The sequence below is a fragment of the Microvirga vignae genome (assembly GCF_001017175.1).
Taxonomy (GTDB): domain Bacteria; phylum Pseudomonadota; class Alphaproteobacteria; order Rhizobiales; family Beijerinckiaceae; genus Microvirga; species Microvirga vignae.
On record NZ_LCYG01000087.1, the window covers coordinates 27,958 to 51,652 of the forward strand.

Consider the following 23,695-nt stretch of genomic DNA (forward strand, 5'->3'; position numbering starts at 1 on the left):
CCGGCCATCCACGTCTTTGAACCATCGCATCATGAGGCGTGGATGCCCGCGACAAGTGCGGGCATGACGATGAAGGCTCTTAAGCCCGGACCACCAGCACCGAGCATTTGGCGTGGCGCACGATGGTGGCGGCATTGGAGCCTAAAAGGTAGGTCGCCATGCTCGGGCGGTGTGAGCCGATGACGACGAGGTCCGCGCCGGTCTTCTCGGCCTCGTCCAGCACCTCGTTGTAGACGGAGCCCAGACGCACCACGGCAGAGACGCGCTCGGCCGGGAGCTTGATGCTGGCCGCGAGCTTGGCGAGCTTCTTCTCCGCCTCGTCCTGCTGCTCCTGGTCGAAGGCCGGCGGCATGAACTCCATGTAGGTCACGGGCACGATGGCACGCACATAGATCAGGCGAATATCGCCCTCCGAGGCGGTGGCAAGCTCCACGGCCTTGTCGAGAGCAGGCCGCGCCGCCCCGACTTCACCGAGATCGACGGGAACGAGAATCGTCTTGAACATCTTTAAGTCTCCGGTTCAGCCCTGGCGGGTGGGGGTGTGAACGACGAGGCCGTCCATTTCGGGGCGAACCCGGATCTGGCACGACAGGCGCGAATTCGGGCGAACGTCGAAGGCGAAGTCCAGCATGTCCTCTTCCATGGGCTGCGGCTGGCCGGTCACGGCCTCCCATTCCTCATCGACATACACATGGCAGGTCGCGCAGGAGCAGGCGCCGCCGCATTCGGCTTCGATGCCGGGGATGCCGTTGCGCACGGCAGTCTCCATGACCGTCGACCCCTCCTCGGCCTCCACTGTCCGGGCTGTGCCCTCGGCATCAATGAATGTAATGTTTATCATTGCAGACCTCTTGGTGACGGCGCATATTTAAGACACGGCGCGCCGGATGACGAGAGACGGGCGCGAGGCTTGCCGTCTTTTCGCCGCATTTCCCCCGGTAGTGCAGGTTACTGAGCCGTTAACGACGTTCGCAAGTGGCAGGGGACATCGGGTTTCCTTGAACATGACCGGCCGCTAAACTCGCTTGGTAAATAGTAGATTACCATACGGAAGGACTGTCATCGGCTCTTCCGGACCGGCTGAGGTCACGCGTTTCTCTTAATGGTCGAGGGAACACGGCGGCTTCAACCATCATTCAGTTGCGTCACGAGGGCGGATCATGGCGACCGAGAAGAAGAAGATGAAAGACCCGGCGGAGGCAGCCCTTTCGGCTGTTGAGCAAGCGCTCAACCTTGACGAGACGTTCGAGATCCCCTCTCCGGACCAGCCGGAGAGCAAGTCTTCCTCCGACGAGCCGCGGCTTCCGGATATTGATGACCATGATTTCACGAAGGGTCCTTTCTCCTTGAGCCCCGACCTTCCGGAGGAACGCGAGAACCGCTTGGACGATCGGGATATCAATCTGGACGACGCGCCCCGCTCCGGCTTCGTCGCGCCTGACCGCACTGCCGTCGCCAACGATGACCGCCAGAACGTCGGCGTGATGCTGCAGGCTCTTCAGGTTCGCCCTTCTCGCAGCGCTTATGTGTTCGCGACACTTGCCTCCCTCCTCTGGCTCGGTGGCATCGGCTTCTTCCTTTACTCCCAGGGCATTGCGACGCCCGAGCAGCTCACTGCCACCTTCTCGACCTCGCAGCTCGCCCTTGGCGCTGTGGCCCTGGTTGCGCCGATCTTTCTGTTCTTCATCGCTGCGATGCTCACCATCCGCTCGCAGGAAATGAAGATGGTCGCGCGTGCCGTCGGCGAAGTGGCCATGCGTCTCGCTCAGCCTGAGAACTTCTCCACCGATGCCGTTCTCTCCGTTTCCCAGGCCGTGCGCCGCGAAGTGGCTGCCGTTGGCGATGGCGTGGAGCGTGCGCTGGCGCGAGCCGGCGAACTGGAAACCCTCGTCCGCAGCGAGATTTCCACTCTTGAGCGTGCCTATTCCGACAACGAGATCCGTATCCGCTCCCTCATCGACGAGCTCGTCGCCCAGCGCGAGGCCGTCGTCTCCAATGCAGAACGCGTGCGTGGCGCCATCACCGGCGCTCACCAGAACCTGATCCAAGATCTCGATATTGCCAGCGAGCGCGTCGTCACCGCCGTCGGTGGCGCGGGCGACAAGGTCACCGGCTCCCTCGAACATCAGGGCGAGCAGATCACCCAGGCCCTTGGTCGCGCCGGTGAACGCATCGTCGAAGAGATGGCGAACCGTGGCGTCGAACTCGTGGAGCGTCTTTCGGGCACCAGCGAAGAGATCAAGAACGGCATTGCCGAGGTCGGCATCACCATCACCAGCGCCCTTGAGAGCAAAGCGCAGGACATCACCGGCGCCTTTGAGCGCACCGGAGACGTTCTCACCCGCCATCTGCAGGAAGGCGCGAGCCAAGTCACCCGCACGTTGGCCGAGACGGGCCGCGGCGTGATCGACGCCCTCGCCCAGCAGGGCAGCGACGTGCGCGAGGCCTTCGAACAGACGGCCAAGAGCCTGGAAGAGAGCTTCGTCCAGCGCGGCAGCGAGATCACCGAGAAGCTGGCGGCCACCGGCGGCGTCATCGCCGACGACATTTCCGCCCGCACCGCCGAGATGCGCGATCAGATCGCGGCAGCCGGCCTTTCCGTGAGCGAAGAACTCATGGCGCGCGGCACGGCCCTGCGCGAGCAGCTCGCCACGACCGGCTCGGATGTGGTCAACGACATCATCACCCGCGGCAACGAGTTCCGTGAGCACCTGGCGACTACCGCCTCTGAGGTCAGCAGCCAAGTCATGCTGCGAGGCAACGAGGTGCGAGAGCATCTCGAAGGCGCCGTGCGCATGGCCGACGAGTCCATCGGCAGTCGCGTCGAGGATCTCGCTGTGCGTCTCGAAACCGCAAGCCAGCGCGTCAGCGAGTCTGTCACCGTTCAGGGCCAAGCGCTCGAGAACAACCTCACCCAGGTCGGCGAGCGCATCTCCTACCTCATGGGTTCCAAAGTCGAGGAATTCCAGTCGGCCTTCGAAACCCGCGGCCAGGAATTCTCCGAAACCCTCACTCGCCACGCAGACGACGTGCAGACCCGCCTCGCTGGCACCGGCAAGGACATCGTGCTCGCCATCGCCACGCAGGGCGCACGCGTCAACGAGGTGCTCAACCGTACGGCTGAAACCCTCACGACCACCGTCGACACCCGCACCCGCGAAGTGGAGGAGACCCTTGGCTCTCGCCTCGAAGCCTTCGAGGGCGTCATGGGCCGCGGCGGCGAACTCGCAGACCGCATCTCCCGCGATGTGGGCAGCCTGACGGAAACGATCAGCGGCCGCTTCGAGGAGATGGACCGCCTCATCACCGTGCAGGGCCGCAGCATGGCTGAGGCTTTCGCCGAGCGTGCTCGCGAGGCGACCTCCGCCATCGAGTCCCAGCTCACGGCGCTCGAGGAGCACGCCTCCCGCCGCACAACGGAAATCACCGTCAATTTCGACACCATCGTCGAGCGTGTGGACGGCGTTCTCAGCGCCCGTTCCACCGCCCTCAGCGAAGCGCTCGTCGTGCGCACCGGTGAGATGGCCCGCGTAATGGCCGAAGGCGGCCGCGACGTGGCAAATGCCCTCCAGACCCGCGTGGACGAGATCAGCCAGGCGATCACTGCAAAGACCGGCACCATCGCCGATACGCTTTCCTCGAAGGCAGAGCAGATCAGCGAGGCGCTGGAGGCCCGCGCCAACGGCATCAACGAGATCCTCGGCACCCGCGCTGGCGAAATCGCGCAGACGCTGGAGAACCGGATCTCCACGATCAACCAGATCCTTGGCGACCGTGCCGACGAGATTGCCGAGACCCTCGGCGCCCGCGCCTTCGAGATCAACCAGACCCTCGGCGGCCGTGCGGATGAGATCGCCACGACCCTCGACGAGCGTGTCTCGAAATTCGAGGAGCGCGTGGTCAACCGCCTCGGCGGTGTGGCAGAAGCCATCGACGAGCGCGGCCAAGCCGTCGTCTCTTCGCTCAACAGCCGCATCGGCGAGATCCGCTCCATCTTCGACACGCAGGGCAACTCGCTCATCGAGTCGCTCGGCAACCGTGGAGAGACGATCGGCCGCGAAGTCACCGCTATCACCGAGAATACCCTGCGCGCGCTCGAGGATCGCAGTCAGACCATGCTGTCGTCGCTGCAGGAGCGCACGATGGAGCTCACCTCCTCCTACATGCAGTCGACGGAAGCCATGCGCGTTGCCATGGTCTCCGGCACGGAGCACACGGTCGAGACCCTGCTCGGCACCAACGAGCGCGTGCGCGGCGAACTTGCCGACGTGCTCGGCCGCCTGCAGGATGCCAGCAGCACCCTGCAGCAGGTGGCGGCCTCTGCCAGCAGCAACCTCGGCGCCGTCGAGGATGGCCTGGGCGGCCGCGTGCAGCAGATCGAGACCCTTCTGTCGGAAATCGCCTCCCAGGCGAACCGCGCATCCGGTCAGGTCGCCGATCAGGTCGATGCGCTGCGCAGTGTGTCCTCCGGCGCAATCCAGCAGGCCATGGACCTCGCTCACGCCCTCGAGGAGCGCGGACGCGCGCTTACGGAAACCACCTACGAGCAGATTAACACCCTCACCCAGGCGGCTTCCGCCCTGGAGCGTGTCGAGACCCGCATGACCGAGGCCCTGACCAGCCGCCAGAGCGCCCTGGACGAGCTCCTCGGCCGCATCGAGGAGCGCTCGCAGGATCTCGAATCCGTCACCCGCGCCTTCACCACCCTCATGGAAGGCTCGCTCCAGAATGCCGAGAACAAGGCCCGTCAAATCGGCTCTGTCCTTGCGGGCGCCGCCGAAACGACTACCCATGCCATCGGCGAGCAGTTCGAGCGCATCCGCTCCACCACCAGTGTCGAGAGCGAGCGCACAGCTGCGACCTTGCGGAACACCTACGAGCAGGCTGCTGCCGAAATGGCGGAGGCCCTCAACAACGCCACCGCGAAGTTCCGTGACGCCATGGGTGAGCTGCGCGGCATGACCGGCCAGATCCAGCGCGAGCTGGAGGCCACCCGCGCCGAGCTGCGTCGCGGTGTCGTCGAGCTGCCGCAGGAAACTCAGGAGACCACGGCCAATATGCGCCGCGTGGTCGCCGACCAGATCAAGGCTCTCAACGAGCTCTCCGCTCTGGTCTCGCGCTCCAACCGCGTGGTCGATGCGGCTCCCGCCGCTCAGCCCCGCCGCGCTGCGGTGAACGAAACTCCGGTCGCTGCGACCATGGCTGCGGTGGCCGCCGCCGTCGAGCAGCGCATCGCCTCCCCTGCCCCAGCTCCCGCGCCGGCGGTGGCCCGCCAGCCCGAGCCGCGTCCGGCACCGGCACCAACTCCGGCTCCCGCACCTGTCCGTCAGGCGGCTGCTCCGGTGGAGCGTCCCGCTCCTCGCCGTGAAGAGGCCGTTCCCGCTCGCGATAGCGGTAATGCCCGTGGCGGCTGGCTCTCGGATCTCCTGACCCGCGCCTCGCGTGATGAGGAGGAGCCCGTTCGCGCCCCGGCACGCGGCAGCCGCTCCAACAGCCTCGACTCGCTGGACTCGATCTCGGTCGACATCGCCCGCATGATCGATCACGACGCGGCCGTCGAGCTGTGGGACCGCTACCGTCGCGGTGAGACCAACGTGTTCAGCCACCGTCTCTACACGGCGCAAGGTCAACAGACCTTCGAGGAGATCCGTCGCAAGTACCGCCGCGACGAGGAGTTCCGTCAAACGGTCGACCGTTACGTGGACGAGTTCGAGCGCCTGCTCGCCGAGGTCTCCCGTGATGACCGCGACTCCACGCTGACGAAGACCTATCTCACGTCGGAAACCGGCAAGGTCTACACCATGCTGGCCCACGCGAGCGGCCGCTTCGAGTAAGAGCGGTCAAATTAAAGACACGAGAACGCGGTCTTCGGGCCGCGTTTTTTGTTTTGTCGCGAAAACCTTCCGTCATCCCCGGACTTGTTCCGAGTATCCACGTCCTGGGGACCCAACACCTCAAAGACGCGGATGGCCGGGACAGGCCCGGCCATGACGAGAGACAGTTAATCGCCGACAAGCAAAAAGGCCCCGATCTGTTCGGAGCCTCGAATACTCATCCGCGGGAAACGCTGAAGCGCCTAGGTCGGCGCCTGTTCCTTGACCGGAGCCTGGCTGCTGATATCGCCCGGCTCCTCGCGCCGTGGGAGCGAGCTGCCGCTGACCCAGCGCACGATGTCGAGCATCACGACCGAGAGTGCTTCATCGAGGGCGCGAGCGGCATTGGCGGCATCGACCGAGGCAACAGGTGTGCGGGCGCGGAAGATGCGGCCATTCACGATGCGGCCGTTCTGTTCGCTCACGATCTTCACCGATATCTCGACCACCGCCTCGTTTGTGGGCGTTTCAACCTCGAAGCGGCGCAACTCGGAAACGAGCTGGACATCGGCCACCGCGCCGCTGCTGGGGCGCGAGACCCCTCGCAGCTGGGAGGCGTTCTCGAAGGTGTTGATCAGGCGCGTCTGGATGAGGCGTGGCAGATTATCGGCCCATTGTCCTCCGCCCATGAAGGAGACTGAGCCGCTCGCATCCTTCACCAGTATCTGCTGCGTGGAGAGCGTCTGCAGGGCCGCTGGCTCGTTCACGAGCACCTGGACACCCGCAGCGCCTCTGATACGGGACGTTGGCGCGGAGAGATCATACGTGGCCGGAGCCGGGCCCGACGAGCAGGCGCCGGCAAGCGCCGCCAGAAGTACGACAGGCATCAGGCGTCGAAGCGGCCGGGGCAGAGCGGTCGGGGGGAGAGACACGGATGATCCACGCATACAGGTTACTTAACGGCGTCCATTGTATTCGGGGAGATTGGGACGGCCACCGAAAAGAAACTGCTGTGGATTACGTTCGATGCTCCGCACCGCACGGCTGATGTCGCCAAGCGTCCTGCGGCCCTCGGCCGCCAGAGCCTCGTATTCCCTCAATCCTGAATCCGTGAAGCGACCGACCCCGCTCACCACCCCTTCTATGCCCTTGGTCCGCTCGTTCAGATCATTGGCCAAGTCCCGCACAGAAACGGCAGCGGCCCGAATCTCGTCGAAGGCTCCCTTGCCCGCCTCACCGGAGGCCGAACCGAGGAACTTCTCGGCGCCTGTCAGAACGCCGTCGATCCGATCGGCAGACTTGTTGAGCTTCTCGGTGATCGAACGCGCTTCCTGGATCGCCTTGTCGATATCAGGGCTGCGGCGGTTCAGGGTATCCGTGAAGGTCTGAACATTATCGACCGTACGGCCGACCTTAATCGGGTCGATCGCCTTCGTCAGCGTGGAGATCTCGGCCACGGCGGCATCGAGCTTGGGAGCCGTCTCATTAAGACGGTCCACGAGGCTTGCTGCATCACGCAGGGCCTCACTCACCACTTGGCGATTCTCCCCCAGAGCCTGGGTGAAGTTGTCCACGTTCTCGACGATCCTGGTCACACGCTGCGGCTCGACCGCACGAACCACCTGATCGACGTTGGTGGCAAGCGTATCGAGTTTCTCGGCCAGTGGGCCGATCTTCTCGGCTGCCTGCCCCACCTGGGCCAGGAAACGGTCGATGCCCTCCGCGTTCTCCCCCAGAGCTTGGGAGAAGCGCTCCACATTCTGAACCGTGCGGTTGATGGAACCCTCGTTGTCGGCAACCACGCGGCCGACCCGCTCCAGCACGTCATCGGCCCGCCGGGCGATGTTGCGGGCGGTCTCGATCAGATCCTGGAAGTCGGAGCGGTCGGCGAAGATGGTGGGCATGGGCTGGCCGGGACCCGCCACGAGCGGAGGAGCACCAGGCTCGCCGCCGGAAAGGCCGATATTCGCAACACCCGTCAGGCCTTGGTATTCGAGACGGGCGCGGGTATCGGCGCGGATGGGAATATCGCGGCCCACTTGGACGATCGCCACCACGCGGCGCGGATCCTCAGGGAGAAGGCTGATTTCCGTCACCTCGCCTACGCGAAGGCCATTGAAGGAGACTGTGGAGCCCTGGGATAGACCGGATACGGAACCTGAAAAGACAACGCGAATACTCTGCCGTGTCTGTCCCCGATCGCCACCGGAGAACCAGTAGACGAAGCCGAACGCCGCCGCGATCACCGCCAGGGTGAATATGCCGATCAGAGCGTAATTCGCACGCGTTTCCATCGTAGTCCCTTACGCGCCGCCGGCCATGGCCGCACGTGCCCGTTTTCCATGAAAATAAGAGCGGAGCCACGGGTGATCCGAAGCCAGCATTGCCTCGATAGGCCCTTCCGCCAGTATCTTGCCCTCACCCAGCGCCGCGATCCGGTCGCACACCGTGTAAAGGCTGTCTAAATCATGGGTTACCATGAATACGGTAAGCCCCAAAGTCCGCTGTAACGTCGCAATCAGCTCGTCGAAATCGCCCGCGCCGATAGGGTCGAGACCGGATGTCGGCTCGTCGAGAAACAGGATGTCCGGGTCGAGGGCGAGTGCACGAGCGAGCGCCGCGCGCTTGATCATGCCGCCCGAGAGTTCGGAGGGCAGCTTGTCCGCTGCATCGGGCTTTAACCCCACCATCTCGATCTTCAGCATGGCAAGCTCATCGAGAAGCCGCTCGGAGAGGTCGAGATGCTCGCGCATGGGCACTTGGACGTTCTGCTTCACGGTCAGCGCCGAAAACAGTGCGCCCTGCTGGAACAGCACGCCCCAGTGCCGCTCCATCATGCGGCGCTCGGATGGAGACAGCTCGTCGAGGTTCTGGCCCAGCACCTCGATGGTGCCCGCGCGCTTGGGAACAAGGCCGAGAATGGCGCGGGTGAGAACCGACTTCCCCTGACCGGACGCACCCACGAAGCCGAGGATCTCGCCGCGATAGACATCGAGATCGAGGCCCTTGAGGATGGTTTTCTCACCGAAGCCGACCTCGATGTCGCGCACGCGGATGATCACTTCGCGATCTTGAGTGGAAGCGGGGTGGCGCCGTTCGAGCATTGCTGTCAGTACCTGATAGCCGCGAAGAACATGGCGAAAAGACCATCGAGCACGATGACCATGAAGATGGCCTTCACCACGGAGGAGGTCACGTGCCGGCCGAGGGATTCGGCAGAACCAGCGACGGCCAAGCCCTCCAGCGTCGCGATGATGCCGATGATCACGGCCATGAACGGTGCCTTGATGAGACCGACCATGAAGGTGTTGAACCCAATCGCTGCCCTCAAACGGGTCAGGAACACGTCCGGGCTGATGTCGCCATAGACCCAGGACGTGATTCCGCCCCCGAGCAGCGCCGCAATCGAGGCGAGAAACGTGAGCAGCGGCAGGCCGATGATGAGGGCGAGGATTCGGGGAAGGATCAGCACCTCGATGGGGTCGAGGCCCATGACACGCAGGGCATCGATCTCCTCACGCATTTTCATGGAGCCGATCTCGGCCGTGAAGGCGGAACCGGAACGGCCCGCCACCATGATCGAGGTCAGCAGTACGCCCAATTCGCGCATCACCAGGATGCCGATGAGGTCCACCACGAAGGGTGTGGCGCCGAACTTGACTAGCTGGAAGATGCCCTGCTGGGCGACGATGGCACCGACGAGAAAGGAGATGAGGACAATGATGGGCACGCCGCGGTAGGCGATCTGCTCCAGCTGGTTGACCAAGGCCGTGCCCCGGAAGCGCCGAGGATGGACGATCACCCGGAGGAAGGCCGAGACCAGCTCCCCCAAGAACGCCACACCCCGCACGAGGTCGCTGCCTGCTCCGGCCACGGTCTGGCCCACATCGACCAGGAAATCGACGAAGCGCGAGGGTTTGGGCTTCTGCTGCTCCTGGAAACCGCGATAGGCAACCTCGTTCAGGAGGATATGCTGCTCCTGGCTGGCATTGACGAAATCGGAAGCCAGACCGCTCTCGCCGAGTTCATGGCGGGTGCGGTCGAGAACCCAGGCACCGAGCGTGTCGAGTCGCTGGACACCGCCGAGGTCGATGATGAGGTGATGCCGGTCGGCCTGAGCCGCGATCTCGCCCGCCAGGGATTCGACACTGCGCGCGTGCTCGGCCGTCCAGGGACCGGTCAGCACCGCCGTGACTTTGTTCCCGGCACGCTCGATTTTCAGCTGCGGCTCGTGAGCCAGGGTGCTCTGCGGCACGATCATCCTTCCGGCATTGATTCCGTTTGGTGATAGCGTGTAGCTGCGTCACAAGTCGAGATGAAGTTCTAACAAGAAGCCAAGAGAATGCGTCAGCTCACCGTCTCCATCGACCGTTTTCCCATTGCGGGCAAGTTCACCATCGCCCGCGGCTCACGCACCGAGGCGGTGGTGGTCACGGCCACCATTACCGAAAACGGCGCCGTCGGGCACGGAGAATGCGTGCCCTACCCGCGTTATGGCGAGACGGTCGAGGGCGTAGCGGCAGCCATCGAGGCCATCCGTCCGCAGATCGAAGCCGGGCTGACCCGTGAGGCTCTGCAATCCCTCATGCCAGCGGGAGCCGCCCGCAATGCCGTCGACTGCGCCCTCTGGGATCTCGACGCGAAGCGCTCTGGCATCCGCGCCCATGTCACGGTAGGCCTCACCCGCTGGCCGCCGGCGACCACCGCCTACACGATCAGCCTCGATACGCCGGAGGCCATGGCGGGAGCAGCCGCCAAGGCCGCGGAGCGGCCAATCCTGAAGGTGAAGTTCGGCGGGCCCGAGGGTGATATCGAGCGCATCCGGGCAGTCCGCCAGGCCGTCCCGCAAGCGACGCTCATCGCCGATGCCAACGAGGGCTGGACTGAAGGTAACATTGAGGCACATCTCGCAGCCTGCGCCGAGGCTGGCTATGCCCTCGTGGAGCAGCCCCTCCCCGCCAGGTCGGACGGTTTCCTCGCCAGGATCACCCGTCCCGTTCCCATCATGGCCGACGAGAGCGTGCACGACCGGCAGAGCCTGCAGCGGCTGGTGGGGCTTTATGACGTCGTGAACATCAAGCTCGACAAGACGGGCGGACTGACGGAAGCGCTGGCTCTCGCCGATGCGGCAGAGGCTCTCGGTTTCCCTCTCATGATCGGCTGCATGGTCGGCACGTCGCTTGCCATGGCGCCCGCCATGGTAATCGCGCCTCGCTGCCGCTTCGTGGACCTCGATGGTCCGCTCCTTCTCGCCAAAGACCGGGAACCCGGCCTGAAATACGAAGGCAGCCTTGTTTACCCGCCGGAGCCTGCGCTCTGGGGCTGAACCTTCAGCTTGCCGATCACGATCAGCATGAGAACGAAACCGATTGCTCCCAGGGGAGCCATCGCGGCGAAGACCAGCGGGCCAGCCTTCTCGTAGATCATGCCGCTGCCGATCGTAGAGAGCGCCGTCGTCAGGGCAGAGAGCGAACCGTAGATCCCTTGGGCCCGCCCCCTCGCCTGCATCGGCGCGAGAGCGGTCAGCGCGGCCATGGTGCCGATATGGGTCGCGGCGAAGGACAGGCTGTGCATGGTCTGGAGCACAAGGGTCACGCCCAATCCCGGCTGAAGGGACATCACGAAGAAGCGGATCGCCGCTGCCGCCGATCCAACCAGGATCAGCCCCACGCCTGAACCGCGCCCGACGGCGCGGCCGAGAAAGATGAACACCAGGATCTCGGCGATCACGCCCGCCGCCCAGAAATAGCCGATGGCGGAATCCGAAAAGCCGAGGGAGCGCCAATGGATGCTGGCGAAGGCGTTGAGCGCGCCATGGCTTCCTTGAGTAACCGCCCCCGCGATCAGGAGGAGCCATAGAACCTTCGGCAGGGCGGGAGAAGCCTTCTTCTCCTTGTCTTGAGACTTGGACAGATGATCCGGCACCTCGTTCGGCACGGCTGCGAGCGTCGCCGAAATTCCGAGGATCGGGATGAGCGTGAGCGCGAGGACCACCACGTTCGGCCCAAAGGCTCCCACGAGATAGCCGGCCAGGATGTTGGTGATGAAGAACGCAACGGAGCCGCTGCCTCGGATGCGGCCGTAGTTGAGGCCCGGATAGCGCTGCACCGCATTTGTCGAGACGAGATCGTTGCCGGGAATGACGGCGGCCTGTGCGAAAGCGACGAGGGCGACGAGCGCAATGATCACGGCACTGTTGTCGGTGAGCATGAGCAGGGGAAAGCCCAGCATCTGACCGATATGGCTCGCCAGCAGCAGCCGCCTTGCGCCGAAGGAGCGGTCGGCCAGGCTCAGCAGCGGAGCCGTTGCGATGATGCGCACGATGATCGGGATGGCGACCACGAATCCGATAATGGTGGGCGAGAGCGCCTTGCTCTGGAGCCAGAGCGGAAAGAACGGTAGGTAAACACCGTGGCTTACGAAACTCGCCGCCTGCAAGGCGCCCAGCCGGATTTCGAGGGCTCTGGTCGAGGGGATCAAGGACAGCGCTTTCCAGAATCAGCGAGAGCAAGAAAGGGCGTCCATTAAAGACATGTGTACCTGCCAGCCAAGGCCCGGCTCGCATGGATGTGTTGATGAGGAAGCAGGGGCCGATCAGGTGTTCGCGTGAGTCGCCAGGATGTTTGAGAAGAACTGTCTGGCGCTCTCACGCCAGGTGAAGGTCTCGCCATAAGCTCTGCACCTGTCTTTGGGAATCTCGAGGGCAGCGAGAGCAGCCTTCCGCAGATCGGCGTCGACGACACCGCAGCCCGACGAGCCGATGACGTCCACGGGACCCATCACCGGAAAGGCCGCGATGGGAAGGCCAGAGGCCAAGGCTTCGAGCAGGACGATGCCGAAGGTATCGGTAAGGCTTGGGAACACGAACACATCGGCGGAGGCATAAACCCGCGCCAACTCCTCGCCGGTGAGAGTGCCGAGAAAACGAACTTGGCTGTAGTGCTGTTCGAGTACCTCACGCGCAGGTCCGTCGCCGACGACCACTTTCGTGCCGGGAAGATCGAGGGACAGGAAAGCCGAAAGGTTCTTCTCCACCGCCACGCGGCCTACATACAAAAAGACCGGCCCTGCACAATCGAGAACCCGTTCATGCCGCGGGCGGAACAGCGTGGTGTCGACGCCTCGCGTCCAGCGCACGATATTCTTGAAGCCTCGCACGCTCAGTTCGCGTTCGAGTGAGGGCGTGCTGACCATCATGGCTTTCGCCTCGCGGTGGAACCAGCGAAGAACGCCATAGGACCACTTCTCCGGAAACGGCAGGCGCGCCGAGAGGTATTCCGGAAACCGTGTGTGATAGCTGGTGGTGAAAGCTCGCTGGTGCCGCTGACAAGCCAAGCGAGCGGAAAAACCGAGGGGCCCTTCCGTGGCAATGTGCACATGATCGGGATCGGTCTCGGCGATCATTCGCCCGACGACCTCCGGTCTCGTCAACGAGAGACGTATCTCCGGATAGGTCGGCATTGGGAAGGAGCGAAACCGCTCTGGCGTGAGAAACGAGACCTCTGTGCCGAACAACGGCGCTTGCTCTGCCATGTATTCGAGCGAGCGCACGACCCCATTGACCTGCGGCCGCCAGGCATCGGTGACGATGAGCACATGCATCAGGCGGCTCTTCCGTCGAGAGCAACAGGTTTTTCGATCGAGACCGCAATCTCGGGGCTGGGGCCCGGCAGGCTCTTGCGGCTGGCCTCGCTCCACCGGATCAACTCAAGCGTGCCATCGAAGTGCTCGACGACGACCGTGCAGGATTCCACCCAGTCACCCGTATTCACGTAAGAGACGCCGAGGTTCTCGTGCATCGCGGCGTGATGGATATGGCCACAGATCACGCCATCCACTTCTTGCCGCCGGGCTTCAGCCGCCAGGAGCTCTTCGAAGCGGCTGATGAAGTTCACCGCGTTCTTCACCTTCAGTTTCGCCCAGGCGGACAGGGACCAATAGGTCAGGCCGAGCTTGCGGCGCGCGATGTTGAGATAGGTATTGACGAACAAGGCCGCCGTGTAGGCCCAGTCACCCAGGAGCGCGAGCCAGCGGGCGTGGCGCACGACTAGGTCGAACTGGTCCCCATGGATCACGAGATAGCGCTTGCCGTCCGCCGTCTCGTGGATGGCATGCTCGGCAAGTTCGATTCCCCCTAAGTTGATACCGACATAGTCGCGCAGGAACTCGTCGTGATTGCCAGGCACATAGATGAGTGAAGAGCCCTTGCGGACCTTGCGCAGCAGCTTCTGCACAACGTCGTTGTGGCTCTGTGGCCAGTACCAGCCCGACTTCAGCCGCCACCCATCGACGATGTCGCCCACGAGATAGATCATCTCGGCATCGTAGTACTTTAGAAAATCCAGAAGGGCTTCCGCCTGGGATCCTTTGGTGCCCAGGTGGAGATCCGACAGGAACAATGTGCGCACGCGGATCGTGTCCAAGTCCCTCGGCATGCGGCGTCCTCTTTTGACTGGCCTCCGCCTAGCCAAACCGGATTCGCATCTCGCCCCCGTGACAGTCCGGTTGCAGTTTCATGACAAAACCTAAGGGGTTCCATGACCATGGAGCAGGCATGGCGCGCAGATAAGGGCTTCACGCAGGCGGATTGTCGTGGTTCTTGTGCAACTCCTTGGTGCAAGTGACTCGCTATCGTGAAACCTCTTCTGGGGATCTCCCTCAAAGTCCTGTCAGCCCTCGTCTTCACGATGATGTCGGCAGTTCTCAAGACTCTGATGGATCGCTACCCGACCGGGGAAGTGGTGTTCTTCCGCTCGTCCTTCGCCATTCTGCCCCTCTGGTTGTGGCTGGCCTGGAAGGGCGACCTGATCAACGGCTTGCGGACGAAGACCGTGGTCGGTCACTTCAAGCGCGGCTTTCTCGGCACGGGCGCCATGTTTCTGGGATTTGCCGCCCTCTCCTTTCTGCCACTCCATGATGCGATCGCCATCGGTTACGCCTCGCCGCTCATTCTCGTGATCCTGGCGGCCATTCTTCTGAAAGAGAAAATCCGCGCCTATCGTTGGACAGCCGTTGCTGTCGGCTTCATCGGCGTCATGATCATGCTCTCGCCTTACCTGACGCCTGAAACGTTTGCGGGCGGCATTCTGGCCGGGCCGTCCCTCGGGGCCATCTGTGCCTTCGTCGGGGCCGTCTGCTCTGCGGGCGCGATGGTCCAGGTGCGACGACTGACCGGAACGGAGAAGACAGGCGCCATCGTGTTCTACTTCTTCATCCTGGCCTCAGGGCTCTCGTTCTGCACCATCCTTCTCGGCTGGAATATGCCCGATGCAAAGGATCTCGCCCTTTTCGTCCTAGGCGGCATCCTGGGCGGAATCGGCCAGATCCTGCTCACCGAATCCTACCGCTATGCGGATGCCTCCGTGATTGCTCCTTTCGATTACACCACCATGGTCTGGGCGCTCCTGTTCGGCTGGCTCATGTTCGGGGACCTGCCGACCCCCACCATCCTGGTCGGAGCCGCCATCGTGGCTGCCACGGGCCTCTTCATCGTCTGGCGGGAGCACCGGCTCGGCCTGGAACGGTCCGAGGAACTGAAGGTCGCCTCGCAAAAGCCGGGGGCATAGTTTTTAAGGAAAACACTCCCCGCGACCTCTCTGGCCTTGACCCGCCTCGCCTCTTATCTCACAACCGTTTAAAGGAACGGACGTTCGGTTTTTCAGAACAGAGGCAACGTAATGGGCGTCGAAGGCAAAGAGCGGCACCGGGACCTGGAAACGGGCGCGCAGGTTCTGTCCGGAAACATGGGCAAGACGATCCAGCGTCTGCGCAAGGCCTATAACCTGTCTCTATCGGAGCTCGCCGAGCAATCGGGCGTGGCCAAGTCCATCATCAGCCAGATCGAGCGGAACGAGACCAACCCGACCCTCGCGACGATCTGGCGCCTCAGCCAGGCTCTCGACGTCTCCATCGAGCGGGTGCTGGCCTCGGCAGACGAGGAGCCCTTCATCGAGAAGTCGTCCAAGGCCGACACACCGATCCTCGTGTCCGACGACGGCAAGATGAAGCTCGCCATCATCGGTTGGATCAAGACGATCGAGTGGCTGCAGTGGTACGATGTTCAGTCCGAACCGGGCGGAGTGCTCGATTCCGACAGCCACCAGCGGGGTTCTGTCGAATGCCTCTCGGTCCTCGAAGGCGAGTTCGAGGTCGAGGTTGGCGGCGTGACCCAGCAGGCCAAGGCAGGCGAGTCTTTGCGCTATCGCTGCGATCGCCCCCATTCCGTGCGCTGCATCGGCGATAAGCCCGGCCGCGCCACCATGGTCTGCATCCTCAAAGCTGCCGTGATGGATTGAGGTTCCCTCCCCATTTCCCACCAACATCTTTACGGCTTGGGCGCCACGTAGCCCTGCTTCGGAGGCAAGGAGAGAAGATATTCGGCTATGGCCTTGCGGTCGGCCTCCGGCAATTGGGCCGTGTTGCGGACCACGGAGCCCATAGGTCCGCCGACCGTGTCGAAGTTCGGCGTCTCGCCCGTCGTGAGCAGGGTCACGAGATCGTCCTCAGTCCAGCCACCAATCCCGCTCGGACTCGGCGTGATGTTCGGCACCGAGCCCCTACCTTCCGGATCCGGCCCGCCGGCAAAGCGGCGGTCATCGATAATAGCGCCTGCGAAGTTGCGCTCGCTATGGCATTCCACACAATGGCCCGGCCCATTCACGAGATAAGCGCCCCTATTCCAGCTTTCCGGTTTTGACGCATCAGTCGTGAAAGGGTGCCCATCGAGGAAGGCGAGCTTCCAAAGGCCCACGCCGCGGCGAATATTGAAGGGGAATGGCAGGTCGTGATCAGGCGCCTTTCCCTCGACTGGGGGAAGGGTCTGCATGAATGCGAAGAGATCGGCCAGATCCTCGCGCCTCATGCGCTGATAAGATGTATAGGGAAAAGCCGGGTATGCATTATCGCAACAGGTTGTGTGCCTCGGCTCGTTTGTTGCGAGGTTCGCTGCCTGAACCTTTGGGATGATGCCGTACTGCATCGCGGCTATGAACTGCTCCAGCGTCCACGATCCGATCCCGTCTGTTTTATGAGGTGAAATGTTTGGGACGTAGAATGTGCCGAAGGGCGACTTGAGAGCATAGCCGCCGCCCAGGCGCAGTTTGTCGTCCTGGTTGGGCGTGGCATGACAGGAAGTGCAGCCGCCAGCGAAAAACATGATCCGGCCGTTCTCGAGGTCCGGCTGCTTGGTCGGCATCGGCCCAAGGTTCGCCATCTGGCGCGATGGATCAGTGAGGTACCAGAATGCGGCTCCCGCCACTGCAGCAACAATCACGAGGCCAACTAGAATGCGCTTCATGCAAGGAGATCTCCTGCATTAAGGTTAGAAGCTGCTCAAGTTTTCCGCCAACCGGAAAATCCTCCGTCCACGAAGAAGTGAAAGCCCGGGAGGCTCGGAAATTTACGCCCGATCAGGCGTAAACTGGAACCGGAGAGGCAGTTCATCCGTGCTCTCCCGTCTCGTAGACGACATACCCATGACCACTCCGCCGGACGAGACAGTCCGGCTACCTCTGTGCCTCGCCTTTGGATGCCGCAAGTTTCGAAAGTGGGTTCCGATAAGGCTGTTTAGGGAATGACGCCTCGGGTTCTTTCTTGCACCCACGGATGATCCCAAAGATGCCCCACGATGAGTGTGAGAAGGGCAACGTTTAGGACAAGGAGCAGGGCAAGGATGAGCCGGGTTAACTTCTTGTGTCGGGCGAGACGAATTTGAGCATCTCTCGTTTTACGGCTCTGTTTATCTAAGTTGGGGTTGTGGTGCTGCACGCGCCTACCGTAGAGTCGTTTACATATAAACTTCTATCTCTTGCGCGCACAGGAAGAAAGTCCAAATAATTCGCAGTCCCCGTCTATGGAATGGGCTGCTATCCGAGGGCAGATCTGAACAGAAGGGCTTCCAAGCCGTTGAACCCTATCACTGGCAGCAGTGATTTAGGCGTCGGTGACTGAGAGATGTGTGCTCCCGCCTATCAGTCGAGGAGCGCCCTCATGCCCAATCACTACCAAGAGCGCTGGGAAGGTCCAATCGGAGGCCTCCGATTGCCTTTTGCTGCATGGAAGTGCCTTCAGGATGAAGGAATCAAAACTATCGACCAACTCAAGGCTAAAGCGGACCGGCTTGAAAAATTTGTCGGGATCGGGCCGAGGCTGGCCCACATCATCCGGCAGGAGCTCGCCCGAATGGAGGCTGCCGAAAGGCAAACATCGGACGAAGCATAGGACTGAAGCCGTAAATCTCCGATAAGCCTCTTTATGGAACGCGAATATAAGTGTTCCTAAAGTCTTCGTGCAGGCTTATACGACGCCTCGGCAATCGTGGAGTGAGATCGGCTCCTGTGACGCCGATCGCCTATTAGTAATACTTTTAATTACTGGGTATAGCCGTGATCCAAAGAACAGCGCCAGGGGAACTGTCGGGCACTTTTGGTTGGATGCTTTGGGGCGTCTCGCTGGGCTCGCTGGCGGTGGTTGCTCATACAGCCTTGGATGTTTTCAATATTCTCCCACCCTGCCACCTGCCCCTTCATCCTCGCAGCTTCCATAGGACGGCCAACCCATTCGTTCATGTCCTTGCTGAGTTTGCCATTTTTGGTGGTGGCGGTGCGGTCTTGTTCGGCCTAGTTGCCAAACTCACCAGCTTTTACTTGTATAATGGCAGGAACGACCGTCCATCCGTGCGCACCCCTGCTCCCTAGACAACATGGACACGATCACTCCACGGAACGAGACCGTTCCGCTTTCGGTTGACCGTGGGGTAATTGCCATTCGTGGTCTCAAGGCTGCCGAGAATTTGAAGACTTTCATGGTACAACTGGAAGAGTCTCGGACTACCAAGAAGCGCTCATTTCGAGACCAGGGCACAAAAGGCAGGCCCATTAGACTGGTAGCTTACCGTCATATTAAGCCTTGCTCTGCCTGGGCTTTTCCCACCGAGTTATGTTTCTAATTTGCACTGCTTTGGCACCCCAGCGCTGATTCAGAAAATGGCGTGCAGGTTGTTCTATGAAGCGGAAGCTAAGCACGCCACAGACGAGAGCAATCCCCAGGACAACAGGCGTGGCAGCCAACCCATCATCGAACCGGAGTTTGATGAGAGAATCGATGAGCTTAAATGGCTCCTGCCATAAGTAGACAGAATATGACAATTGGCCAAGTTTAAGAAGCGGCGAAGATTCTAGTATGCTTCGGGCAGGTCCTATTGCGCTGGGCAGAAGCGCGACTGCTGCAGCCAAGCACGCGGACCCAACACTGTACTTGACCGGATCAGGGACAACATTCACGTTCAGTGCCAGTCCAGTAAGGCCAAGAGCAAGAGGTGCCCAGCCTGGCGCGGAGCAGTTGCAGAGCCAGAGATAGGCGACTGCTCCCAGCAGAATGGATGCTCCTCGAACATCGCTACGCCAATAGACTTCAAAGTAATTTAATCCGGAAGCATATTGAACAAGGCCGTTCAGGGAAAACAGGAGAGCAATACCTAGCAAGGACGGCACTAGAGCCGTTTCCCCTTACGTGGAATCAGCTCTCTTCTTTGGTCTGCCGCATTTTCTGACGGCGAACCGGATCCACTTCGCCGGAAAATGCTCTAGGGGATAGTTAAAGCGACTGTGAAGAGCAGAGATAACCCCAAGGAGCGCATACATATGCCCCTCAATGCAGAGAGACCATATGTGACTGACCAGAGGATTATAGTGAAAATAAATAGTATAATAATTGCAAGTCATAGTTAACATGGAAATATAAGTCGCAAAATCGATACCTCTTCCAGTAAATACTGACGCCGCAAATATCGCAGAGGAAAATATGAATAAAGCGGGATATATACGCGCTATCCGCACCCGAAAAAATTCTATCACGTTTGTCTGACGGACGAACAATATCTCGGCCATTAGACGGCCGCTCAGAACGAAGAAAAATTCCACTCCTGCTCTTCCGAGATTCATCCCGTCTCGGAACGCAAAATGTCCAATCAGAACTCCTAGTATGGCGCAGCCTCGCCATCCATCGAGGATTAATATGCGATTGCGGTCCATAGCATCTCCAGGAACGTTGATGAATTTATCCCTAGGAGTAGTTGCAAATATATATATCGGGGAGATTTTAGTAGATACGCAACCCAAGAGCATATTCATGGACAAGCTTACTGTAATCTTCCATACATAACTGCTTCGGATTTTTGTAAATGCTCTTACCGAACATCGCATTTCGCAACGTACTCATTATGATTACTACAATGGCTGGAATTTTGATCCAGCTTCCATGCGAATTTTGGACCTGCGTCAGTAATCGTACGTTGGTAATCAGGCAGCGCCTCGCGGCTAAATTTCCGCTGGAGTGACCTGCATCGTTCTTCTTCGCATGCCCTTCGGCCGCCGCTCAGATGCTGCGCGAACCAGAGAAGATGGGGCCGCAGACTGCGACCCTCATCTCATCCTAGCTTCGCCATCCTGCGGTGTTGCGTGAGACACAGCAGGATTCCGGAATATCGCCGCCATCGCGGCGTTTCATACCCTCCCAGATGCGACATTCGTTCGGTGAGAAGATCTCGCTGTTGATGCCAATCTGATACGCCTCCAACCGCGCCTTCAGGTCGCCGCATTCCAGGCCGGAAAGATCATGTTCTATGGTGTAGGTGCGCCGTCCCTCATCCGACAGGAGTGCCAGGCGCAACTGCGCCTCAATGCGACCTGCCCACGGAGCGAAATAGTTCTGACGCAGCGCTCGGGATTCCTCTGTGAGGCTGCCGTAAGAGGCATTCTTGTCGAGACCAGCAACTGACAGAGGGACACCATAAACGCGGGCAACATCCTCCAAGCCTAGCACCCGCGCCTCGTAAAACTGCTGCTCGCGACCGGGAGCAGAGAGCGGATATGGTTTCAGTCCTGCTTCAAGCAGGAGCGCCTCGGGTCCTAACGTCATCTTTCTTAACCGAGTGCCGATCTGCTCTTTCAGGCGTCGGAACGCCTGATCTGCCATTTCTCCCGCGCCGAAGGTGGTTTCCGTCGTAAACACCGTGTCGGGAACGAAGCCGCGCGAGATCTGCGCCTCCGCTAATTCGCTCTGGGCAATGGCGAGGCCTACTGCGACCTGTGCCCGCGCCAGCGGCGACACGCCAAGCAAGCCATCTTTCGAGAAGCATCGCAGATGAATGATTTTATCCGGCAGGTATACCTCATGGCGTTCGGTGAGTGGGTCCGAATACCGATAGCGCATGCTCCCCGTGGTCAAGCACTCCACACCTACAGCCGCATAAGGCAAATAATGCAGTTCCTGCGCCGCCCGCGTCCATCCTAGACAATTCGCTCGTAGGCATTGCCGAACGTCGTGAGATCGCGCAGCAGCAGTTCGCTTAGTTCAAAGGATGACATCCGTCCATTGGCGGCATCGTTCAACAGGCGACGCAGCGGATGGCTCTCGACAGCCTCTCTGCCGCCGTCATCCTGCTTTCGTTAAACCACGCATGGCAGGCTCGCGAGCCCTTCCGAGATCAAGGCCGTGCAGCGGGCCGCAATGGCAAGGAAGAAACCGGATATTCGGGCGAAATAAAATGCGATGACTGCGCTCCGAATAGTAGCAGCGGTACGTAAGGCGGAAGGTAAGGATCAGGCAGCGCAGCCTCCCGTTTCTCGGCCCCGAACAGGCGAGCGAAAAAGCCCACGACGTCACTCCGTCAGACGGCGCTCGAGTTCAGCCTTTATGATCCCGTCGACCTCTTCCCGCTTTACAGGTCGGCCCGTGATCTGCTCCGCCAACCTGCCGCGCTGCAGCAAATGCCGATCTTCCCAATCCTCAGGAATAACAGGCATTTCCTGCGGCAGGATCTTGCCAGAGATCCGGCTGCGGGTCAGGAACAGTCACTGCCTCCACACCTTCCGGCAGTTTCGCCTCTTCGGCATGTCCCGCATCGATCCACTGCTGCGCCTCGGATGGCGAGAAGAGCACCTGTCACCGGCAAAGTCATTGCGGAAGGGCTGCCTAACGAGAACGCGGACGAGTCCACTATGCTTCAACGCTTTCATGGGTTCTCTCCAAGTGTTGAAAGATACCTCTTCGCCAGGGACAGATTCATGAAGCCGTGCAGCGTTGTGCCGAAACTGCGTATCATCAGTGACAATTTGTGGAGCGCTGCTGAAAGGATCAGGAGCGAGCGCGCCAAGATACCCGGCAAGCCCCGCGAGCTGTGGTCGCGCCATGACGGCTCTCCGACAGGTATGGTGACCTGCGGCAGTTGCGGCGGCCATATGATCATTGCCCAGCGGTCCCGGAACGGCGCAGGGCGGTTCAAATGCTCTGCTGCGCATTTCCATGATACTAGCCGACACACCAAGAGTTACGATGTGGCGCGGCTCGAATGGGCTGTCGTCGACGCTATAGACCTGCAGCTGACGGATCCCCGCACGACCCATGCGATTTGGCAGAAGTACCGCGAGGAACTACGGGAAGAGCAGCGCAGCGCCCGCTCGGAGCGACAGAACGTCCGAAAGCGCCTGAACGAGATTGAGGCCGCGCAGCTGAGGCTGGCCGCTGCTCTGGAGAAAGGTAGCATGCCCGAAGATATCCTGATCTCCTGGCTCCAGAATTTAGAGAAGGAGCGGGCCAGCCTGCGGGAACGGGAGCGCATCGCCAGCCAGGAAGAGGACCCGACCGATCTCTCGCTCAAGGCCATGGGTGCCTACCGGAAGCACCTGAGGAACCTGCATGAGAACCTTCAGGCTCGGCGGCATGATCCAGAGGTTCGGATGGCCTTCCGCAACGTGATCAAGAGCATCACGATCAACGAAACTTCCGCTCGGGCTCCGTACGGCTTTAAGATCAACGGCAGGCTTGGCGCGCTGTTCGGACTGGAACTCTACCCAATTGGCCGACCTGTTTCCCAAGCCCTTGCTGAACAAGGGTTTTCCCGTGCGCTTGCGTGTTACGACAGTGCAGATACAGGAAAAGCCGGGTCGTAGTGCCGCCCGTCAGGAGACGTTCCCTCCTGCATGGCGCGTATGAAATCGATGGCCGTCCAGGCTCTAATGCAATCCTGTTTGTGCGGCGAGATATTGGGGATGTGAAAGATACCAAAAGGGGATTTTAACACGTAGCCACCACCGAGCTGCAGCTTGTCGCCTTGGTTCGGCGTGGCATGGTAGGACGAGCAACCTCCTGCGAAGAACATGACGCGGCCGTTTTCGGGATTAGGCTTATAGCCGTCCAAAGATGTCGCTGTCTGCACACGCAGCAACCGATAAGCCGAAGGCGATGTGAGCGCCAGAAAGCCCAGCACGCCTAAGCCAACGATCGCTTTACGCATCGTTCTTCCCGAACTGAATCGGGCGGCCTGTGAAGCCGCCCGCTCGATGGCTCAAAACATCTCAGCTCTTCTTGCGGAAGTCGTTGTGGCAGGCGCCGCAGTTCTGCATCACCTTCGGCATCTCCGCCTTGAAGGAGGCCTCGTCCTTGATGGAGGCGAGAGCCGTCTTCGCATCCTGATTGAACTTCGACATAGCCGTGTCGAACTTCGGCTTGTTTTCCCAGATCGACGGCAATGCTTCTGTATCCCCGACGCCCTTCGTGTTCTCGGGGAAGAGCGTTGCCGCTTTTTGGGAATTATCGGCAAATACCTTGAGACCAGCCTGCACCTTGGCCAGATCGAAAGGTTCCTGACCGCGCAGCATGCCGCCGATCGGCCGCGTCTGGGCGCCCATCTGCTTCATCAGGTCCTGGCGCTGCTCGACCACATCGCTCTGTGCGATGGCCGCAGTGACACCCAGTGCCAGAAGGCTGGCGACGAAAACGGTACGCTTCATGAATGCTCTTCCCTTTCTTTCTTGAACGGCCGCCGACCCTAGAGGCAGCCGAGCGGGGGACAGTACTGCACTATTTGTCGCAGCAGAGTAGCC

Annotated in this window: 20 protein-coding genes and 1 pseudogene; 6 read left to right on the top strand and 15 right to left on the bottom strand. The window is 61.0% G+C overall.

What is annotated here, in order from left to right:
• Positions 1-79 precede the first annotated feature (79 nt).
• Together AA309_RS26185 and AA309_RS26190 are read right to left on the bottom strand one after the other, a co-directional pair.
• A complete protein-coding gene (locus tag AA309_RS26185; protein WP_047191963.1) occupies positions 80-505 on the bottom strand; it encodes a universal stress protein in 426 nt (141 codons plus the stop codon).
• 15 nt (positions 506-520) lie between these two features.
• On the bottom strand, positions 521-841 hold the full coding sequence (locus AA309_RS26190) for a 2Fe-2S iron-sulfur cluster-binding protein (protein WP_047191964.1): 321 nt from the start codon (positions 839-841) through the stop codon (positions 521-523).
• Positions 842-1,160: 319 nt separating this feature from the next.
• Between AA309_RS26190 and AA309_RS26195 the strand changes: the two genes are divergently transcribed.
• Positions 1,161-5,834 carry an apolipoprotein A-IV repeat region-like domain-containing protein gene (locus AA309_RS26195; protein ID WP_047191965.1) on the top strand — a complete coding sequence of 1,558 codons (4,674 nt, stop codon included), beginning with the start codon at positions 1,161-1,163 and terminating at the stop codon, positions 5,832-5,834.
• A gap of 242 nt (positions 5,835-6,076) precedes the next feature.
• Here AA309_RS26195 and AA309_RS26200 read toward each other — a convergent pair whose 3' ends face one another.
• The 4 genes from AA309_RS26200 to AA309_RS26215 all read right to left on the bottom strand — a co-directional run bounded on the left by AA309_RS26200 (position 6,077) and on the right by AA309_RS26215 (position 10,029).
• On the bottom strand, positions 6,077-6,700 hold the full coding sequence (locus tag AA309_RS26200; protein ID WP_244470503.1) for an ABC-type transport auxiliary lipoprotein family protein: 624 nt from the start codon (positions 6,698-6,700) through the stop codon (positions 6,077-6,079).
• A gap of 69 nt (positions 6,701-6,769) precedes the next feature.
• Positions 6,770-8,107, bottom strand: a complete 1,338-nt coding sequence (locus tag AA309_RS26205) for an MlaD family protein (RefSeq protein ID WP_047191967.1) — start codon at positions 8,105-8,107, stop codon at positions 6,770-6,772.
• Positions 8,108-8,116: 9 nt separating this feature from the next.
• On the bottom strand, positions 8,117-8,917 hold the full coding sequence (locus AA309_RS26210) for an ABC transporter ATP-binding protein (protein WP_200902055.1): 801 nt from the start codon (positions 8,915-8,917) through the stop codon (positions 8,117-8,119).
• A 5-nt stretch (positions 8,918-8,922) separates the two neighbouring features.
• A complete protein-coding gene (locus AA309_RS26215; protein WP_425286906.1) occupies positions 8,923-10,029 on the bottom strand; it encodes an ABC transporter permease in 1,107 nt (368 codons plus the stop codon).
• Positions 10,030-10,155: 126 nt separating this feature from the next.
• Between AA309_RS26215 and dgcA the strand changes: the two genes are divergently transcribed.
• Positions 10,156-11,139, top strand: a complete 984-nt coding sequence (dgcA, locus tag AA309_RS26220; RefSeq protein ID WP_047191969.1) for an N-acetyl-D-Glu racemase DgcA — start codon at positions 10,156-10,158, stop codon at positions 11,137-11,139.
• Here the strand turns inward: dgcA and AA309_RS26225 are convergent.
• From AA309_RS26225 to AA309_RS26235, 3 genes are all read right to left on the bottom strand, one after another.
• Positions 11,109-12,293 (bottom strand): MFS transporter, encoded by a 1,185-nt coding sequence (locus AA309_RS26225; RefSeq protein WP_052955018.1) that lies wholly within the window; start codon positions 12,291-12,293, stop codon positions 11,109-11,111. The two genes, dgcA and AA309_RS26225, sit on opposite strands and share 31 nt — an antisense overlap.
• A gap of 114 nt (positions 12,294-12,407) precedes the next feature.
• Positions 12,408-13,415, bottom strand: a complete 1,008-nt coding sequence (locus AA309_RS26230) for a glycosyltransferase family 4 protein (protein ID WP_047191971.1) — start codon at positions 13,413-13,415, stop codon at positions 12,408-12,410.
• Complete coding sequence (locus AA309_RS26235; RefSeq protein ID WP_047191972.1) at positions 13,415-14,248, bottom strand: UDP-2,3-diacylglucosamine diphosphatase; 834 nt, start codon at positions 14,246-14,248, stop codon at positions 13,415-13,417. The genes AA309_RS26230 and AA309_RS26235 overlap by 1 nt, the downstream gene beginning before the upstream one ends.
• Before the next feature lie 198 nt (positions 14,249-14,446).
• On the opposite strand from AA309_RS26235, the gene AA309_RS26240 reads away from it, so the two are divergent.
• Together AA309_RS26240 and AA309_RS26245 are read left to right on the top strand one after the other, a co-directional pair.
• Positions 14,447-15,379, top strand: coding sequence for a DMT family transporter (locus tag AA309_RS26240; protein WP_047191973.1), 933 nt, complete (start codon positions 14,447-14,449; stop codon positions 15,377-15,379).
• 111 nt (positions 15,380-15,490) lie between these two features.
• A complete protein-coding gene (locus AA309_RS26245; RefSeq protein ID WP_047191974.1) occupies positions 15,491-16,108 on the top strand; it encodes a helix-turn-helix domain-containing protein in 618 nt (205 codons plus the stop codon).
• A 29-nt stretch (positions 16,109-16,137) separates the two neighbouring features.
• Here AA309_RS26245 and AA309_RS26250 read toward each other — a convergent pair whose 3' ends face one another.
• Positions 16,138-17,109 (bottom strand): c-type cytochrome, encoded by a 972-nt coding sequence (locus tag AA309_RS26250; RefSeq protein WP_047191975.1) that lies wholly within the window; start codon positions 17,107-17,109, stop codon positions 16,138-16,140.
• A gap of 692 nt (positions 17,110-17,801) precedes the next feature.
• On the opposite strand from AA309_RS26250, the gene AA309_RS26255 reads away from it, so the two are divergent.
• Positions 17,802-18,032 carry a hypothetical protein gene (locus AA309_RS26255; protein ID WP_047191976.1) on the top strand — a complete coding sequence of 77 codons (231 nt, stop codon included), beginning with the start codon at positions 17,802-17,804 and terminating at the stop codon, positions 18,030-18,032.
• Positions 18,033-19,318: 1,286 nt separating this feature from the next.
• On the opposite strand, the gene AA309_RS37880 is transcribed toward AA309_RS26255, so the two are convergent.
• The 3 genes and pseudogenes from AA309_RS37880 to AA309_RS38055 form a co-directional block, all read right to left on the bottom strand.
• The gene (locus AA309_RS37880; protein WP_084731676.1) at positions 19,319-20,014 is read right to left on the bottom strand and encodes an acyltransferase family protein; all 696 of its coding nucleotides are present in this window, start codon (positions 20,012-20,014) and stop codon (positions 19,319-19,321) included.
• A 229-nt stretch (positions 20,015-20,243) separates the two neighbouring features.
• Complete coding sequence (locus AA309_RS26265) at positions 20,244-21,077, bottom strand: phage portal protein (protein ID WP_084731678.1); 834 nt, start codon at positions 21,075-21,077, stop codon at positions 20,244-20,246.
• 23 nt (positions 21,078-21,100) lie between these two features.
• A pseudogene (locus AA309_RS38055) lies at positions 21,101-21,241 on the bottom strand (hypothetical protein); the annotation flags it as partial.
• 636 nt (positions 21,242-21,877) lie between these two features.
• Here AA309_RS38055 and AA309_RS26270 point away from each other — a divergent pair.
• Positions 21,878-22,762 carry a recombinase zinc ribbon domain-containing protein gene (locus AA309_RS26270; RefSeq protein WP_150117770.1) on the top strand — a complete coding sequence of 295 codons (885 nt, stop codon included), beginning with the start codon at positions 21,878-21,880 and terminating at the stop codon, positions 22,760-22,762.
• Here AA309_RS26270 and AA309_RS34695 read toward each other — a convergent pair.
• Positions 22,726-23,106: a hypothetical protein gene (locus tag AA309_RS34695; protein ID WP_150117771.1), complete on the bottom strand. Its 381-nt coding sequence runs from the start codon at positions 23,104-23,106 to the stop codon at positions 22,726-22,728. The genes AA309_RS26270 and AA309_RS34695 overlap by 37 nt on opposite strands.
• Positions 23,107-23,167: 61 nt before the next feature.
• The gene (locus tag AA309_RS26275) at positions 23,168-23,602 is read right to left on the bottom strand and encodes a c-type cytochrome (RefSeq protein ID WP_047191980.1); all 435 of its coding nucleotides are present in this window, start codon (positions 23,600-23,602) and stop codon (positions 23,168-23,170) included.
• Between the last annotated feature and the right edge of the window lie 93 nt (positions 23,603-23,695).

What these genes read in the sequence shown, in the direction of transcription:
- AA309_RS34695 (WP_150117771.1), bottom strand. Translation starts at nt 23,106, where the DNA reads ATGCGTAAAGCGATCGTTGGCTTAGGCGTGCTGGGCTTTCTGGCGCTC.
- AA309_RS26210 (WP_200902055.1), bottom strand. Translation starts at nt 8,917, where the DNA reads ATGCTCGAACGGCGCCACCCCGCTTCCACTCAAGATCGCGAAGTGATC.
- AA309_RS26235 (WP_047191972.1), bottom strand. Translation starts at nt 14,248, where the DNA reads ATGCCGAGGGACTTGGACACGATCCGCGTGCGCACATTGTTCCTGTCG.
- AA309_RS26205 (WP_047191967.1), bottom strand. Translation starts at nt 8,107, where the DNA reads ATGGAAACGCGTGCGAATTACGCTCTGATCGGCATATTCACCCTGGCG.
- dgcA (WP_047191969.1), top strand. Translation starts at nt 10,156, where the DNA reads ATGCGTCAGCTCACCGTCTCCATCGACCGTTTTCCCATTGCGGGCAAG.
- AA309_RS37880 (WP_084731676.1), bottom strand. Translation starts at nt 20,014, where the DNA reads ATGCGATGTTCGGTAAGAGCATTTACAAAAATCCGAAGCAGTTATGTA.
- AA309_RS26200 (WP_244470503.1), bottom strand. Translation starts at nt 6,700, where the DNA reads ATGCCTGTCGTACTTCTGGCGGCGCTTGCCGGCGCCTGCTCGTCGGGC.
- AA309_RS26270 (WP_150117770.1), top strand. Translation starts at nt 21,878, where the DNA reads ATGAAGCCGTGCAGCGTTGTGCCGAAACTGCGTATCATCAGTGACAAT.
- AA309_RS26275 (WP_047191980.1), bottom strand. Translation starts at nt 23,602, where the DNA reads ATGAAGCGTACCGTTTTCGTCGCCAGCCTTCTGGCACTGGGTGTCACT.
- AA309_RS26190 (WP_047191964.1), bottom strand. Translation starts at nt 841, where the DNA reads ATGATAAACATTACATTCATTGATGCCGAGGGCACAGCCCGGACAGTG.
- AA309_RS26230 (WP_047191971.1), bottom strand. Translation starts at nt 13,415, where the DNA reads ATGCATGTGCTCATCGTCACCGATGCCTGGCGGCCGCAGGTCAATGGG.
- AA309_RS26185 (WP_047191963.1), bottom strand. Translation starts at nt 505, where the DNA reads ATGTTCAAGACGATTCTCGTTCCCGTCGATCTCGGTGAAGTCGGGGCG.
- AA309_RS26245 (WP_047191974.1), top strand. Translation starts at nt 15,491, where the DNA reads ATGGGCGTCGAAGGCAAAGAGCGGCACCGGGACCTGGAAACGGGCGCG.
- AA309_RS26255 (WP_047191976.1), top strand. Translation starts at nt 17,802, where the DNA reads ATGCCCAATCACTACCAAGAGCGCTGGGAAGGTCCAATCGGAGGCCTC.
- AA309_RS26250 (WP_047191975.1), bottom strand. Translation starts at nt 17,109, where the DNA reads ATGAAGCGCATTCTAGTTGGCCTCGTGATTGTTGCTGCAGTGGCGGGA.
- AA309_RS26195 (WP_047191965.1), top strand. Translation starts at nt 1,161, where the DNA reads ATGGCGACCGAGAAGAAGAAGATGAAAGACCCGGCGGAGGCAGCCCTT.